Origin of the sequence: Comamonas sp. 17RB, assembly GCF_030056555.1 — a bacterium.
Taxonomy (GTDB): Bacteria; Pseudomonadota; Gammaproteobacteria; order Burkholderiales; family Burkholderiaceae_C; genus Comamonas; species Comamonas terrigena.
This window is the reverse complement of the sequence record NZ_JASHHY010000008.1, coordinates 1-14728: the sequence shown is the minus strand read 5'-3', so window position 1 is coordinate 14728 and position 14728 is coordinate 1. Positions and strand designations below refer to the sequence as shown.

At 63.3% G+C, this 14728-nt stretch carries 16 protein-coding genes; 13 read left to right on the top strand and 3 right to left on the bottom strand.

Annotation, left to right across the window (positions count from 1 at the left end; genetic code table 11):
* Positions 1–11: 11 nt before the first annotated feature.
* The 6 genes from fliM (at position 12) to fliR (ending at position 3767) form a co-directional block, all read left to right on the top strand.
* Entirely contained in the window at positions 12–1016 is a 1005-nt protein-coding gene (fliM, locus tag QM470_RS14705) for a flagellar motor switch protein FliM (RefSeq protein WP_066541766.1), read from the top strand.
* Positions 1006–1452 (top strand): flagellar motor switch protein FliN, encoded by a 447-nt coding sequence (fliN, locus tag QM470_RS14700; RefSeq protein WP_066541768.1) that lies wholly within the window; start codon positions 1006–1008, stop codon positions 1450–1452. Before fliM ends, fliN begins: the two co-directional genes overlap by 11 nt.
* Complete coding sequence (locus QM470_RS14695) at positions 1445–1843, top strand: FliO/MopB family protein (protein WP_283339782.1); 399 nt, start codon at positions 1445–1447, stop codon at positions 1841–1843. The genes fliN and QM470_RS14695 overlap by 8 nt, the downstream gene beginning before the upstream one ends.
* A 64-nt stretch (positions 1844–1907) precedes the next feature.
* Positions 1908–2666, top strand: coding sequence for a flagellar type III secretion system pore protein FliP (fliP, locus tag QM470_RS14690; protein ID WP_066541770.1), 759 nt, complete (start codon positions 1908–1910; stop codon positions 2664–2666).
* Positions 2667–2677: 11 nt separating this feature from the next.
* On the top strand, positions 2678–2947 hold the full coding sequence (gene fliQ, locus QM470_RS14685) for a flagellar biosynthesis protein FliQ (protein WP_066541772.1): 270 nt from the start codon (positions 2678–2680) through the stop codon (positions 2945–2947).
* Positions 2948–2993: 46 nt separating this feature from the next.
* On the top strand, positions 2994–3767 hold the full coding sequence (fliR, locus tag QM470_RS14680; RefSeq protein ID WP_218333458.1) for a flagellar biosynthetic protein FliR: 774 nt from the start codon (positions 2994–2996) through the stop codon (positions 3765–3767).
* A gap of 166 nt (positions 3768–3933) precedes the next feature.
* Here the strand turns inward: fliR and QM470_RS14675 are convergent, their stop codons facing one another.
* A complete protein-coding gene (locus QM470_RS14675; protein ID WP_066541774.1) occupies positions 3934–4563 on the bottom strand; it encodes a response regulator in 630 nt (209 codons plus the stop codon).
* Positions 4560–5675 carry a hybrid sensor histidine kinase/response regulator gene (locus QM470_RS14670; RefSeq protein WP_283339780.1) on the bottom strand — a complete coding sequence of 372 codons (1116 nt, stop codon included), beginning with the start codon at positions 5673–5675 and terminating at the stop codon, positions 4560–4562. Before QM470_RS14670 ends, QM470_RS14675 begins: the two co-directional genes overlap by 4 nt.
* A 182-nt stretch (positions 5676–5857) precedes the next feature.
* Here QM470_RS14670 and QM470_RS14665 point away from each other — a divergent pair, with 182 nt between their 5' ends.
* The 7 genes from QM470_RS14665 to QM470_RS14635 all read left to right on the top strand — a co-directional run bounded on the left by QM470_RS14665 (position 5858) and on the right by QM470_RS14635 (position 12370).
* Positions 5858–6307 (top strand): hypothetical protein, encoded by a 450-nt coding sequence (locus QM470_RS14665; protein WP_066541778.1) that lies wholly within the window; start codon positions 5858–5860, stop codon positions 6305–6307.
* A 45-nt stretch (positions 6308–6352) separates the two neighbouring features.
* Positions 6353–6715, top strand: coding sequence for a response regulator (locus QM470_RS14660; RefSeq protein ID WP_066541780.1), 363 nt, complete (start codon positions 6353–6355; stop codon positions 6713–6715).
* Between the two features lie 33 nt (positions 6716–6748).
* Positions 6749–8878: a chemotaxis protein CheW gene (locus QM470_RS14655; protein WP_283339778.1), complete on the top strand. Its 2130-nt coding sequence runs from the start codon at positions 6749–6751 to the stop codon at positions 8876–8878.
* Between the two features lie 67 nt (positions 8879–8945).
* A complete protein-coding gene (locus tag QM470_RS14650; RefSeq protein WP_280014351.1) occupies positions 8946–9434 on the top strand; it encodes a chemotaxis protein CheW in 489 nt (162 codons plus the stop codon).
* 150 nt (positions 9435–9584) lie between these two features.
* The gene (locus tag QM470_RS14645; RefSeq protein ID WP_225608903.1) at positions 9585–10424 is read left to right on the top strand and encodes a CheR family methyltransferase; all 840 of its coding nucleotides are present in this window, start codon (positions 9585–9587) and stop codon (positions 10422–10424) included.
* Between the two features lie 137 nt (positions 10425–10561).
* A complete protein-coding gene (gene cheD, locus QM470_RS14640; protein WP_066541836.1) occupies positions 10562–11239 on the top strand; it encodes a chemoreceptor glutamine deamidase CheD in 678 nt (225 codons plus the stop codon).
* Between the two features lie 15 nt (positions 11240–11254).
* A complete protein-coding gene (locus QM470_RS14635) occupies positions 11255–12370 on the top strand; it encodes a protein-glutamate methylesterase/protein-glutamine glutaminase (protein WP_280014350.1) in 1116 nt (371 codons plus the stop codon).
* A gap of 117 nt (positions 12371–12487) precedes the next feature.
* Here QM470_RS14635 and QM470_RS14630 read toward each other — a convergent pair whose 3' ends face one another.
* Positions 12488–14425, bottom strand: a complete 1938-nt coding sequence (locus tag QM470_RS14630) for an ATP-binding cassette domain-containing protein (protein WP_283339777.1) — start codon at positions 14423–14425, stop codon at positions 12488–12490.
* Positions 14426–14728: the final 303 nt, after the last annotated feature.

Genomic DNA, 14728 nt, shown 5'->3' with positions numbered 1-14728 from the left:
GAGTACAGGGCATGAGTGATTCTTTTCTCTCGCAAGAGGAAGTTGACGCCCTTCTGGAAGGGGTGACCGGCGAGAGCCAGAAGTCAGACGCTGGCGACGTCGATGAAGCCAACGTACGCAACTACGACATCTCCAGCCAGGAACGCATCGTCCGCGGACGCATGCCGACCATGGAAATCGTGAATGAGCGTTTTGCGCGCAACTTCCGTATCGGCCTGTTCAACTTCATCCGCCGCAGCCCCGAAGTCTCGGTGGGCACGGTGAGCGTGCAACGCTACAGCGCTTTCCTGCGCCGTCTGGCGGTGCCGACCAATTTCAACATCGTGGCTATCCGCCCCTTGCGCGGCAATGGCCTGGTGGTCTGCGATCCCTCGCTGGTGTTCGGCATCATCGATACCCTGTACGGCGGCGCAGGCCGTCTGCAGACCCGTATCGAGGGCCGCGATTTCTCCGCCACCGAGCAGCGTGTGATCAACCGCCTGGTGGATGTGATCTGCGAGGAATACAAAAAGGCCTGGCACGGTATCTATCCGCTGGAGCTGGCCTACCAGCGCTCGGAAATGCAGCCGCAGTTCGCGAACATCGCCACGCCCAGCGAAATCGTGGTGTCCACCGCGTTCCAGCTGGAAATCGGCGACATCTCCGGCTCCATCCACATGTGCTACCCGTATGCCACATTGGAGCCGATTCGCGACATCCTGTATTCGTCCACGCAGGGCGACTCCATGGAAGTGGACCGCCGCTGGGTCAAGGTGCTGACGCGGGAAATCCAGTCGGCCGAAGTGACGCTGGTGGCCGAGCTGGCCCGCGCCGATGCGACCGTGGAGCAGCTGCTGGCCATGAAGCCGGGCGACTTTATCGAATTGGACCGTGAGCCACGTATCAAGGCATCGATCGGCGGTGTGCCGGTGTTCGATTGCCAGTACGGGACTTACAACAACAAATACGCCATCCGCGTGGAGCAATGCCTGCGTGGGGTGGATGCAAACTGGACGGGAGATAAGAATGGCAACTGACCAAAATACCGACGCCGCAGGCGCGGGCGCAGGCGATGATCCGTTTGCCGATTGGGCCGAAGCACTGGGCGAGCAGAAAAAGGTCGATGACCAGCAGTCCGTGCTGGATGCCGAACAAGGGGGCCCGCTGAGCGGCGAACCCGCTTTTGCCCGCGGCACGGAAGTGCCGGTCAACGACATCAACATGGTGCTGGACATCCCGGTCCAGCTGTCGGTGGAACTGGGCCGCACCAAGGTGCCCATCAAATACATCCTGCAACTGGCCCAGGGGTCGGTGGTGGAACTGGACGCACTGGCCGGTGAACCCATGGATGTGCTGGTCAATGGCTACCTGATCGCCCAGGGCGAAGTGGTGGTGGTGAACGACAAGTTCGGTATCCGCCTGACCGACGTGGTCACGCCGTCCGAACGCCTGCGCCGCGTCAGCCGTGGATAACTCGGCGACCGCGTCCGTCTCCAGCTTCCAGACCATTGCGGTGCTGGTGCTGTTCATCGCCGTGATGGCGGTGCTGCCCTGGTTGCTGCGCCGCTGGCAGCGGCGCCAGATGGTGGCGCGGGGCGGGCAGGGCGTGCAGACCCAGGTGCTGTCCACGGTGGCGCTGTCCCCGGGCCAGCGCATTGTGGTGGTCGAGGTAGGCCAGGGCGGGCACAGCACGCGCCTGGTGCTGGGTGTCACGGCCCAGAACATCCACTGCCTGCATGTGCTGGGCGATGCCGTGCCGGCGGGCGCCGCGGATGCGGCGGCGGCTTCCCCTGCCTCGTTTGCTGGTGCCATGGAACAACTTCAGCAGGCCAGCAGCCAGCCCGCGGCCAGCACACACCCTTGAAGCCCGCGGCGGCGCAGCCTGCGCTGCCGGGTGCACAACCTGATTTCTTTCTGGACCCCCTTCCATGTCTCGCACTTCCCTTTTGGCCAAGCTGGCAGCCTGCGCGCTGACCTGTGCGGTGGTGCCGCAGATGGCCTGGGCGCAGAACGCGCCCAGCCTGCCACTGCTGGTGGGTTCGGGAGGGGGCGGCACCAATTTCTCGGTGCCCATCCAGACCCTGCTGTTCTTCACGGCACTGTCCTTTCTGCCGGCCATCCTGCTGATGATGACGGGCTTCACCCGCATCGTCATTGTGCTGAGCCTGCTGCGTCAGGCGCTGGGCACGCAGTCCTCCCCGCCCAACCAGGTGATAATCGGCCTGTCGCTGTTCCTCACGCTGTTCGTAATGGGCCCCACGCTGGACCGGGTCTATGAGGATGCCTACAAGCCTTACAGCAGCGGCGCCATCACCTTCGAGGCGGCGGTGGGCAAGGCCGAGCTGCCGATGCGCGACTTCATGCAGCGCCAGACCCGCCAGTCCGACTATGCGCTGTTCGCCCGCCTGGCCAAACTGCCGGCGGACACCAAGATTGAAGATGCGCCTTTCCGCGTGGTGGTGCCGTCGTTCGTGATCAGCGAACTCAAGACCGCGTTCCAGATCGGGTTCATGATCTTCATACCCTTTCTGATCATCGACATGGTGGTGTCGTCCATCCTGATGTCGCTGGGCATGATGATGCTGTCGCCGGTGCTGGTGGCGCTGCCCTTCAAGATCATGCTGTTCGTGCTGGCGGATGGCTGGAATCTGCTGATCGGTTCGCTGGCTTCCAGCTTCGCCATCTAGAAGGAGCGTCCATGAATGCCCAGTCGGTACTGACCTTTGGCCGTGAAGCCCTGACCTTGCTGCTGATGATTTCCCTGCCCGTGCTGCTGACGGTGATGGCTGTGGGTCTGGTGGTGAGTATTTTCCAGGCGGTGACGCAGATCAACGAGAACACCTTGTCCTTCGTGCCCAAGCTGGTGGCGGCGGTGCTGGTGTTCCTGGTTGCCGGGCCGTGGATGCTGAGCACGGTGGTGGACTTCATCCGCCGCACCATCGAAAACATTCCGCTGGCGCTGGGCTGACGCGCAGCGGCTCCCGGTTTCGGTACCTACTCACAGGCGGCACACGGTGTTTGGCTTTTCCGAGCAGCAGATCATGGCCTGGCTGTCGCCGATCATCTGGCCGTTTCTGCGCACACTGGCCATGTTCTCGGTGGCGCCGGTGTTCTCGCAGCGAGCCATTCCGGCGCGCGGCAAGGTGGCCATGGCCTTTGTAGTGGCGCTGGGCGCCCAGGCCACGCTGATCGACCAGCCGGTGGTCAGCGTCAACTCTCCGGACGCTCTGGGCACGGTGCTGCAGCAAGTCGGCGTGGGGCTGGCTATCGGTTTTGCCGCACGCCTGGCCATCGCGGCCGTGGAAGTGGCCGGTGAACTGGTGGGTCTGCAGATGGGCCTGAACTTTGCCTCTTTCTTCGACCCGGTCAGCAATGCGCAGCTCAGCGCCATCTCGCGTTTTCTGGTGCAGATCTTCACGCTGCTGTTCATTGCGATCAACGGTCACCTGGTGGTGCTGATGGCGGTGATCAAGAGCTTTGACGCCTTTCCGGTAAACGGGCATTTCATGCAGTCGGTCTCGCAGATGCGCATCCACGAGCTGGGCAGTGCCATTTTTTCCAGCGCGCTGTGGATCGCCCTGCCCATGATGGCGCTGCTGTTGTTCGTGAACCTGACCATGGGCATCATCTCGCGCATTGCGCCGCAGATGAATATTTTTGCCGTTGGCTTTCCCGTCACGCTGACGGTGGGCATGCTGGGCATCACCGCCACGCTGCCGATGATGGAGCAGCCGCTGCTGCGCATGTTCGAACAGGCCCTGGGTGTGTTTGGCGCGGTGTCGTTCTAGGCGCGACGCACGGCGTGACGCCATCAGCGCCGCGGGCGCGGGCCGGGACAGAACGGCATGGTTTTGTCATGCATCCGCAGCGTCTGCGGTGAGGCTGTCTGTTTTTTGAGCAGGTCTGGCAGCGGGGGCGGGCCAGGTGCACCGCTACAGCATTGTCGGCCGTGGCTCAGACCAGGTTGTTGCGGATGGCGTAGACCGTCAGCTCGGCATTGTTGGCCAGCTGCAGCTTCTCCAGCACCCGGGCGCGGTAGACGCTCACCGTCTTCGGGCTGAGCATCAGCTCTTCGGCGATATCGGTCAGCCGCCGGCCGGTGGCAATTTTCTGCAGCGTCTGCATCTCGCGTTCGGACAGGGTTTCGTGCAGCACCTCGGCCTGGGGCTGGGCCACGCTCTCGGCCAGCATCTGTGCGACTTCGGCTGTCAGGTATTTGCGCCCCTGCATGACCATGCGCACGGCCTCGATCAGCTGCACCGGATCGCCCGCCTTGTTGGCATAGCCCTGGGCCCCGGCCTTGAGGCTGCGCAGCGCATACTGGTCTTCGGGGTACATGGAGACCATGATGACCTTGATCTCCGGGTGCGTCTCACGCACGCTGGCCAGCACCTCCAGTCCGTTGCGACCGGGCATGTTGATGTCCAGCAGCAGCACTTCACAGGCGGCGGTGCGCAGGGCCTCGCGCAGTTCGGTATAGCTGGCGGCCTCGGCGGTGACGCGGATATCGGTGGCTTCCTGCAAGGTGTCCCGGATGCCGCGGCGCAGCACGGCATGGTCGTCGCATAGCACTACTTGGATCAAAGCGTTTCCTCGGCAAATTCAGCACCAGACGCCGATGGTAGTGGGATGGAGACAATGATGCTGCTGCCTTTCCCTATTTGGCTGCTGACATCCAGCCATCCCCCCACGGTGCGGGCGCGTTCGGCCAGGCCGCGCAGGCCGAAGGCCTTGGGCTTGTCGCGCTGGGCGGGGGCGATGCCGCAGCCGTTGTCGCGCACCTCCACCGTCAGCACGCCCTCGGCATCCGACATCTCGATGTGCACGGCCGTGGCCTGGGCGTACTTGGAGACATTGGTCAGTGCCTCCTGGGTGGTGCGGTAGGCGACCAGCTGGATGTTGGATGCCAGATTGTTGTGTAAAGGCGACAATCTCAGCGCCACGGGAATGCCGGTGCGGCGTTCGAACCCTTCGGCCAGCCACTGGATGGCGGCGGCCAGGCCCTGGTCCAGCACCGGGGGGCGCAGGTCCAGCATGATGCGCTGGCTGGCGCCCAGGGCATGCTGCAGCATCTCCAGTGCGGACTGGGCGTGCTGCACTACCTGGGGCTGGGTGGCGGTGTTGCGCGCAATCCATGACAGGTCGAACTTCACGGCGGTGAGCGCCCCACCGATGTCGTCGTGGATTTCCCGGGCGATGGCGGCGCGCTCCTGCTCGATCGAGGTCTGCAGGTGCTCCGTCAGCTCGGCCAGGCGCCGTTCCGAAGCGGCCAGCTCGGCGGCCGCCAGCTCGCGCGCGCGCCGGGCCTCGTGCACTTCCAGGGCCCGCTCCAGCACGTGGGGCAGCCGTGCCATATCGTCCTTGAGCAGGTAGTCGGAGATTCCCAGTCGGATGGCGTCGACGGCCGCCGCCTCGCCAATGGCCCCGGAGAGCAGGACAAAAGGGGGAAAGGGTGATATCTGTTGTGCGCCTTCCCAGGCGTCGATGGCGGTAAACCCGGGGAGGTAGTAGTCCGCCAGTACCAGATCATAGGGACGGGCGGCCAGTGCCTCCAGGAAAGCCGCAAGCTGGTCGACGCAATCGATCTGGCAGACCCGTTGCGCACGGCGCAAAGTCAATGCTGCCAGTCGTTGATCGGCTTGTGAATCCTCAAGGTGGAGGATCAGGAGGGGTCTATCTGTTGGATCAGGACCCATAAGGGGCGCTATCATAGGATACATCTTGGAACAAACGTGCAGGCTGGCGTACGCTACAGCTCTGAAGTTAGGGCTCATTCCCCTGCACGTCCTCAGCAGAGCCACAAGGTGATGCGCCTGCGCAGGCGCCCACCGGGTGAGTTCCTGTCCAAGCTTTGCACCTGCCCCTGAATGGAGAAACGATGCATTCAACGCTATCACCGACCGGAGAACCTGCTGTTCAGGTGCCTGTCATGGTTGCGGCGGAATTGCAGGATTCCCTGTTGGTCGTCATGCGCGACCTTCATCGACTGGAAGGGCTCCTCAATCATGCCACGTCCAATTTGCTGGAGCGGTTTTCTGAAGCCAACGGCCTGCTCTCGGGCACCGGCGCAGTGGACCGCAACGAGCTCGAAGCCGCCCGCCATGCCTTGCGCAGTGCCGTCACGGAACTGCAATTCCATGACATGGCCACCCAGTTGATCTGGCACACCACCCAGGTGTTGCAGGGGTGTGCATTCCGGCTTGCGGCGGAAACCATGGGCGTGGAAGAAGGGGAACTGCCTTCGGAGCCTGCACAATCCATGATGCCGGAACGCCCTAACCCTGTGACCCAAAGCGAAATGGACGCGGGTTCGGTGGATTTGTTCTAAGACGCTGTCCTGTTTACTAATTCCAAAGTCAGTTGGAGCCCATACATGCAATCGATCCTCGCTGTAGATGACTCACCATCCATGCGCAAGATGGTGTCGTTCACCCTGTCCGGCGCAGGCTACAAAGTCGTCGAGGCCGTGGACGGCATGGACGCGCTGGAAAAAGCAGAAGCACAACAGATAGATCTTGTGCTGGCTGACCAGAACATGCCGCGTCTGGATGGCATTGGCCTCACCAAGAAACTGCGCGAGCATCCGCGCTTCAAGAACACCCCGATTCTGATCCTGACCACCGAGTCCAGCGACCAGATGAAGCAGGCTGGGCGCGCGGCTGGCGCTACCGGCTGGCTGGTCAAGCCGTTCGATCCGAACCGCCTGATCGAAGTCATTCAAAAAGTAATCCGCTAAGCAGCGGCGCAGCAGGCGATCACAGGAGCCTACATGGTGGACACTCATACAGATGCTGGGGGCGGGGCGGATTTCGACCTCACCCAGTTCTATCAGATCTTTTTCGAAGAAGCCGGGGAAAACCTCGACCAGATGGAGCAGATGCTGCTCAACCTGGACTTGTCGGCTGCCAACGACGAAGAACTCAACGGCATCTTCCGTTGTGCGCATTCGATCAAGGGGGGCTCTGCCACCTTTGGCTTCTCCGATGTGGCCGAGCTGACCCACAAGATGGAGTCGCTGCTGGACCGCCTGCGCCGCCACGAAATCACGCCCATCCCCGAGATGGTGGATGTGCTGCTGGAATCGGCCGATGCCTCGCGCAGCCTGCTGGCGCGCCACCAGGCGGGCGGTGAGGGCGAAGCCCTGTCGACGTCCGATCTGGTGCGCCGCATCACGGAACTGGCCGCCGGCAACGGCGCGGTGCCCGCTCCGGTGGCAGCCCCTGTGGTGGTGGCCCCGGTGGCACCACCGCCTCCCGCACCGGCCCCGGTGGCCGCCGTCCCGGTGGGCGGTACCCGTGCGCTGGAGATTCGCATCGGCCCCATGGACAACCTGGATCTGGCCGATGCCATCAAGGAGCTGTTCCGCGATATCCCGGGCCTGGGCACCATCGAAGACCTGCCCTGTACCGACGCCGGCTGTCGCCTGTTCGGAGTGCAGACCCAGTCCACCGATGAGGACCTGCTGGACCTGTTTGCTTTCCACGTTGCCAAGGAGCAGGTGCAGATCCGCAGCCAGGCCTCCCAGGCGGCACCGGTGGCTGCGGCTGCTGCGCCGCAGGCGGAGGCCGTGGACGCAGCCCCTGCACCGGTGGAAGCCGCTGCGGCGGTGAACAGCGACATGGTGAGCGGCAATTTCGGCATCTTCCCGGGTGCGCCCGGCGATCCGGAAACCCGTCCCGCGTTGGCACCGGCCAAGGCCTCTGCCGCAGCCAAGCCGGCCGTGGCGGCCACCATGGAGTCCACCAGCATCCGCGTGGCCCTGGGCAAGGTCGACCAGCTGATCAACCTGGCCGGCGAACTGGTGATCACCCAGGCCATGCTGGCGCAGAACAGCCGCACGCTGGACCCGGCTGCCAACCAGCAGTTGCTGGCCGGCCTGGCGGACCTGGACCGCAACACGCGCGACCTGCAGGAATGCGTGATGTCGATCCGCATGATTCCCATGTCCACCGTGTTCAGCCGTTTCCCGCGCATGCTGCGGGACCTGGCCAACAAGATGGGCAAGAAGTTCGACCTGGTGCTGCAGGGCGAAGCCACCGAGCTGGACAAGGGCCTGGTGGAAAAGATCACCGACCCGCTGACCCACCTGGTGCGCAACTCGCTGGACCACGGCATCGAAATGCCCGAGCAGCGCATTGCGGCCGGCAAGTCCGAAGCCGGTACGCTGACCCTGGCGGCTTCCCACCAGGGCGGCTCCATCGTCATCGAAGTGCGCGATGACGGCCGTGGCATGAACCGCGAAAAGATTCTGCGCAAGGCCCGTGAGCGCGGCATGGATGTGTCGGACAGCCTGCCCGATGCCGATGTCTGGCAGCTGATCTTCGCCCCCGGCTTCTCCACTGCCGATGTCGTGACCGATGTGTCGGGCCGCGGCGTGGGCATGGACGTGGTGAAGAAGAACATCACCGCGCTGAACGGTACCGTGGAAATCGACTCGGCCGAAGGCGTGGGCATGCGTGTGGCGATCCGCCTGCCGCTGACCCTGGCCATCATGGACGGCATGTCGGTGGGCGTGGGCCAGGAGGTCTACATCCTGCCGCTGTCTTCGGTGGTGGAGTCCTTCCAGGTCAATCCGAACGATGTGAACACCGTGGCCCAGGGCTCCCAGCTGGTCAAGGTGCGCGACGAGTACATGCCCGTGATCGCCATGGAAAAGACGTTCCGTGTGCCGCGCGCCGAAGGGGAAAAGAGCAGCGACATCATGGTGGTGGTCGAGTCCGACGGCAGCCGGGTGGCATTGCTGGTGGACGAACTGCTGGGGCAACATCAAGTGGTGGTGAAGAACCTCGAGTCCAATTACCGCAAGGTGCCGAATGTGTCGGGTGCCACCATCCTGGGTGATGGCACCGTGGCCTTGATCCTGGACACCATCAGCATGGTGAACCGGGCGCGTTACTGATACCGGATTGCAGGCGATCCACAACTAGCAAAGGCCAGGCCCCCAGCGGGCCGCCAGGAGAATTGAAATGAATGTGATGGGCAAAAATACCGAGTCTGCGGCCAACGGCACCCGCGAATATCTGACCTTCCGTCTGGGTCAGGAGGAATACGGCATCGACATCCTCAAGGTGCAGGAAATCCGCGGCTACGAACAACCCACCCGCATTGCCAATGCACCGGAATTCATCAAGGGCGTGGTGAATCTGCGCGGCACCATCGTGCCGATCGTGGACATGCGCCTGAAGTTCAACTGCACGGAAGTGGAATACAACAGCTTCACGGTGGTCATCATCCTGAACCTGCGCAACCGCGTGGTCGGCATTGTGGTGGACTCCGTGAGCGATGTGATGGAGCTGGCGCCGGACGCCATCCGCGCGGCACCCGATATCGAAAGCGCCATCGACAACGGCTGTATCCTGGGCCTGGGCTCGGTGGGCGAGCGCATGCTGATCCTGCTGGACATCGAAAAGCTGATGTCCAACGTGGACATGGGCCTGGTGGCCCCGGCCGAGTAAAGGGCGCTGCGGCGGATTAGCTAGCCAACGGCCCGCCCTGTGGTGGGCTGTTGAATTTGAACGCCTTGCGGGCGTTGGGATTTTTTGACCCTTTCATCCATGCGTACTTCTGCTTCTTCGTTGTCCACGGATGCCGGGTCGGCATCCGGCATGCCGGCCTCCATGGGGGGCGGGGCTGCGCAGCGCGAGTTCGCCTGGACCAATGCCGATTTCACCCGCGTGCAGGCACTGATCTACAAGCACGCCGGCATCAGCCTGCACGATGGCAAGCACGCCATGGTGTACAGCCGCCTGTCGCGCCGCCTGCGCGATACGCGGCTGGACAGTTTTGACGACTACCTGTCCTGGCTGGAAAAGCAGCCTGGCGATGCCCCGGAATGGCAGGAATTCGTCAATGCGCTGACCACCAATCTGACCTCGTTCTTTCGCGAGCAGCACCATTTCGAGATCTTTGCGCAGCACCTGCGCAGCAAGCAGCAGCCCTCGTGGAAGGTCTGGTGCAATGCCGCATCGACCGGGGAAGAGCCTTATTCCATCGTGATGACGGCCCAGGAAGCGCTGGGTGCCAATGCGCAGTTCAAGCTCACGGCCAGCGACATCGACTCCAAGGTGCTGGCCACGGCATCGAATGGCGTCTACCGCCTGGACAACGTGAAGAACCTGAGCCAGGAGCGTCTGCGCCGCTTCTTCATGAAGGGCAAGGGGGCCAACGAAGGCATGGTGCGCGTCAAGCCGGAGCTGCGCCGCATGATTGACTTCATGCAGGTCAATCTGATCAAGGACGACTGGCCCTTCCAGGAGTCCTTCGATGTGGTGTTCTGCCGCAACGTGATGATCTACTTTGATGCGCCCACGCAGCGCCGTGTGCTGGAGAAGATCCACCGCGTGCTCAAGCCGGGTGGCATGCTGTTTGTGGGGCATGCCGAGAATTTCAGCGAATCGCGCGACCTCTTTACCTTGCGCGGCAAGACCGTGTACGAGCGTCGCTGAACGGGCTGCGCCGGTTATTGGAACAAAGGTCCACCATGAATCCTCTGCGAAAAGGCGTACCGATGTCGTCCAATCCCTTGGGGGGCGGCTTTGGCTCGTCCCTTGCCTTTGGTGAGCGCCGGGGTCCCGTGCCCAAGATGGCGCCGCCGAGTGCCCCGGTGTTCCACCGGCCGGCGGCCGCACAGCCGCCTGCGCCGCCGTCGTCACTGGAGGCACTCAAGCGCCGCACGCCCAAGCCGGGCGAGGCCTCGTTCTTCTATTTCGATCCGCATTTCCAGTTCAACGCCGTCAAGGTGTTGCCGGGCGAGTATTTCGTGACGGGCGAGAACATGGCCATCGTCACGGTGCTGGGCTCGTGCATTGCTGCCTGCCTGTGGGACCGCACCCTGAACATTGGTGGCATGAACCACTTCATGCTGCCCGATGGTGATGCCGGCGATGTCTCCGGCCGCTACGGCTCGTATGCGATGGAACTGCTGATCAACGAGATGATGAAGCTGGGCGCGCGCCGCGAGACCATGCAGGCCAAGATCTTTGGCGGCGGTCAGGTGATGGCCAACTTCACCACCATGAATGTGGGTGAGCGCAACACCGATTTCGTCACCCAGTATCTGAATACCGAGCGCATCCCCATCGTCTCCGAGGATGTGCTCGACATCTATCCACGCAAAGTGGTCTACTTTCCGACCACCGGCAAGGCCCTTGTCAAGCGCCTGGCGCATGCCCACCCCGAAGAGCTGGTGGCGCAGGAACGCCGCGGCAATGCGGCCACGGTGGCGCAGTCCAATGCCGGCGGCAGCGTAGACCTGTTTTGAGAGAGGTTTGAGGGAATGAGCAAGAAGATCCGTGTGATCGTGGTCGACGACTCCGCGCTGGTGCGCAGCCTGCTGGCCGAGATCATCAACCGACAAAGCGATATGGAGTGCATCGGCACGGCCAACGACCCGTTGATTGCCCGCGAGATGATCCGCGAACTCAACCCCGATGTGATCACGCTGGACGTGGAAATGCCGCGCATGGACGGTATCGACTTTCTCGGCCGTCTGATGCGCCTGCGCCCCATGCCGGTGCTGATGATTTCCACGCTGACCGAGCGCGGTGCCGAAGTGACCATGCGCGCGCTGGAACTGGGGGCCGTGGACTTTGTGGCCAAGCCCCGCGTGGGGGTGGCCAACGGTCTGCAGGACCTGGCCAACCAGATCGTGGACAAGATCCGTGTGGCGGCGGTGGCCCAGGTGCACCGTGCGGTGCCCGCGGCCCGTCCGGCCATGGCGCCTGCGGCCAAGGGGGCCGCACCGGGTGTGGCTGCTGCACCCGTGTCGTCGGCCACTTTGCTGGGCCGGCTGTCCACCGAGAAGGTGATTGCCATCGGTGCCTCCACCGGGGGGACCGAGGCCATCAAGGAAGTGCTGGTGCAGATGCCGGCCGACTCCCCGGCCATCGTCATCACCCAGCACATGCCGCCGGGCTTTACCACCAGCTTTGCGGCACGCCTGAACGGGCTGTGCCAGATCACGGTGAAGGAAGCCGTGCAGGGCGAACGTATCCTGCCCGGCCATGCCTACATCGCACCGGGCGGCAAGCAGTTCTCCATTGCCCGCAGCGGCGCCAACTATGTGGCCGTGGTCAATGATGAGCCGCCGGTCAACCGGCACAAGCCTTCCGTGGAAGTGCTGTTCAAGTCCGTCGCCGCCTGTGTGGGCCGCAATGCCTTTGGCGTGATGCTGACCGGCATGGGGGCCGACGGGGCCGCCGCGATGCGCGAGATGAAGGACGCCGGCAGCTACAACTATGTGCAGGACGAAGCCAGCTGCATTGTCTTCGGCATGCCGCGCGAAGCCATTGCCCATGGTGCCGCCGATGAGGTGCTGCCGCTGACGCAGATTGCCAGCGCCTTGCTGGGCAAGCTGCGCACTTCGCCCGACCATGTGCGCCACCGTATCTGAGGTGGGCACCAGCCGGCTGGCTGCCTAGGGGCGCAGCAGCGGACATACAAAAAAGGGAGCTGTATCAGCTCCCTTTTTGCATGCACGGCGCCGGATCGCCGTCGCCTGGTGTGCGCGTCAGGCGGACAGCAGCTCCCAGCGCTCCAGTGCTGCCATCAGTGCCGCTTCGATCTCTCCATCCCGCAGCTGCAGTTGCACCGCACGGGCGTTGTCGGTGGCATACAGGCTGCCATCGGCCAGGGTGGCCTGGATGGTTGCCTGCTCCGTTTCCAGTGCCGCAATCTGCGCCGGCAGCCGTTCCAGCTCGCGCTGTTCCTTGTAGCTGAGCTTGCGCTTGGCGGCAGGAGTGGCGGCCGCTGTCGGTGCGCTGGCGGTGGCTGCTTCCTTGGCGGGGGCGGGCTTGGCGGCTCCGGCCTTGGCCGCCTGTTCAGCGGCTGCCTTGCTGCGTTTGGACTGGACCAGCCAGTCCTGCACGCCGCCTTCGTACTCGCGCCACTGGCCGTTGCCTTCGGCGGCAATGGTGCTGGTGACGACGTTGTCCAGGAAGGTCCGGTCGTGGCTGACCAGGAAGACGGTGCCGTCGTAGTTTTGCAGCAGGTCTTCCAGCAGCTCCAGCGTGTCGATGTCCAGGTCGTTGGTGGGTTCGTCCAGCACCAGCACATTGGTGGGGCGGGCGAACAGCCGTGCCAGCAGCAGGCGGTTGCGTTCACCGCCCGAGAGGCTGCGTACGGGCGAGTTGGCCCGGGCCGGGGAGAACAGGAAGTCGCCCAGGTAGCTCTTCACGTGCTTGCGCTGGTTGCCGATCTCGATCCACTCGCTGCCGGGGCTGATGAAGTCCTCCAGCGTGGCATCCAGGTCCAGTGCATTGCGCATCTGGTCAAAGTAGGCCACGGTGATGTTGGTGCCTTGGCGTACCGTGCCCCAGGGGCTTTCGCCGGGCTCGGGCGCCGGGGCGTTGGCGGGTGCCGGGTCGGGCTGCAGCTGACCCAGGATGAGCTTGAGCAGCGTGGTCTTGCCGGCGCCGTTGGGGCCCAGCAGGCCGATCTTGTCGCCGCGCAAGATGGTGGCACTGAAATCGTCCACGATCACGCGGTCGCCAAAGGCCTTGCTCACGTGGGTCAGCTCGGACACCAGCTTGCCGCTTTTCTCGCCGCTGCTGACATCCATCTTCACGCTGCCCTGGGCAGTGCGACGGGCCGCATGTTCGCTCCGCAGTTCCTGCAGGCGCACGATGCGTGCGGTGGCACGGGTACGGCGGGCTTCCACGCCCTTGCGGATCCAGATTTCTTCCTGGGCCAGCAGCTTGTCGGCCTTGGCATTGATCACGGCTTCCTGTGCCAGCTGTTCCGCCTTGTTGGTCACATAGGCCGCAAAGTTGCCGGGGTAGGAGGTCAGCTCGCCACGGTCCAGCTCGACGATCCGGGTGGCCACGTTGTCCAGGAAGGAGCGGTCGTGGGTGATGAGCACAATCGCTCCCTTGAACTCCTTGAGCAGGCCTTCCAGCCATTCGATGGAGTCCAGATCCAGGTGGTTGGTGGGCTCGTCCAGCAGCAGCACATCGGGTTGTGTCACCAGGGCCTGGGCCAGTGCCACGCGCTTGCGCACACCGCCCGACAGATTGCTGATCAGCGCATCGGCCTTCAGGTGCAGGCGTTGCAGGGTTTCCTCCACGCGCTGCTCCCAGTTCCAGGCATCTTGCGCCTCGATGCGGGACTGCAGAGCGTCCAGATCCACGCCCTCGGCGCCGGACAGGTACTGATCGCGCAGCGCAGCCACTTCCGCCAGCCCGGTGGAAGCGGCCTGGAACACCGTGTGCTCCGGCTGCAGATCGGGCTCCTGTGCCACATAGGCAATGCGCACGCCCGTCTGCACTTGCAGATTGCCGTCGTCCGGGTGGGCCAGGCCTCCCAGAATCTTCAAGAGCGAAGACTTTCCAGCGCCGTTGCGGCCGATCAGCCCCACGCGTTCATTGGTTTCCAGGGAGAAGCTGGCGTGATCCAGCAGTGCCACATGCCCGAAAGCGAGCTGTGCGTCCAGTAAGGTGATGAGTGCCATGTTGCCGCCATTATCCAAGGCAGCGCGCAGCGCTGCCTTGGAAAGGCTGTGGCCGGTCTGCACCAGGATGGTGGGAGTTCGGGATAACCCGGAAATCCCGTGCTATGATCCGTCTCCTGCCAAGTTGCAAGCCATCGGTAAGCAACGGAGGAAGTCAAAAAATTTTTCCGAAGTTCTTCAAATTTCGGCATACAATGCAAGGCTTCGCTGCTGAGAGCTACCGGCTCCGGCGGTCAGAAAGATCAAAAAATTCTTTGATCTGCACAACGAAAGTTGTGCTACAATACAAGGCTTCGCTGATCA

Excerpts from the sequence above, each read along its gene's own strand:
- QM470_RS14665 (WP_066541778.1), top strand. The coding sequence starts at position 5,858 with ATGCATTCAACGCTATCACCGACCGGAGAACCTGCTGTTCAGGTGCCT.
- fliQ (WP_066541772.1), top strand. The coding sequence starts at position 2,678 with ATGAATGCCCAGTCGGTACTGACCTTTGGCCGTGAAGCCCTGACCTTG.
- cheD (WP_066541836.1), top strand. The coding sequence starts at position 10,562 with ATGGCGCCGCCGAGTGCCCCGGTGTTCCACCGGCCGGCGGCCGCACAG.
- QM470_RS14630 (WP_283339777.1), bottom strand. The coding sequence starts at position 14,425 with ATGGCACTCATCACCTTACTGGACGCACAGCTCGCTTTCGGGCATGTG.
- fliN (WP_066541768.1), top strand. The coding sequence starts at position 1,006 with ATGGCAACTGACCAAAATACCGACGCCGCAGGCGCGGGCGCAGGCGAT.
- QM470_RS14670 (WP_283339780.1), bottom strand. The coding sequence starts at position 5,675 with ATGGGTCCTGATCCAACAGATAGACCCCTCCTGATCCTCCACCTTGAG.
- QM470_RS14635 (WP_280014350.1), top strand. The coding sequence starts at position 11,255 with ATGAGCAAGAAGATCCGTGTGATCGTGGTCGACGACTCCGCGCTGGTG.
- QM470_RS14650 (WP_280014351.1), top strand. The coding sequence starts at position 8,946 with ATGAATGTGATGGGCAAAAATACCGAGTCTGCGGCCAACGGCACCCGC.
- fliP (WP_066541770.1), top strand. The coding sequence starts at position 1,908 with ATGTCTCGCACTTCCCTTTTGGCCAAGCTGGCAGCCTGCGCGCTGACC.
- QM470_RS14655 (WP_283339778.1), top strand. The coding sequence starts at position 6,749 with ATGGTGGACACTCATACAGATGCTGGGGGCGGGGCGGATTTCGACCTC.
- QM470_RS14660 (WP_066541780.1), top strand. The coding sequence starts at position 6,353 with ATGCAATCGATCCTCGCTGTAGATGACTCACCATCCATGCGCAAGATG.
- QM470_RS14645 (WP_225608903.1), top strand. The coding sequence starts at position 9,585 with ATGCCGGCCTCCATGGGGGGCGGGGCTGCGCAGCGCGAGTTCGCCTGG.
- fliM (WP_066541766.1), top strand. The coding sequence starts at position 12 with ATGAGTGATTCTTTTCTCTCGCAAGAGGAAGTTGACGCCCTTCTGGAA.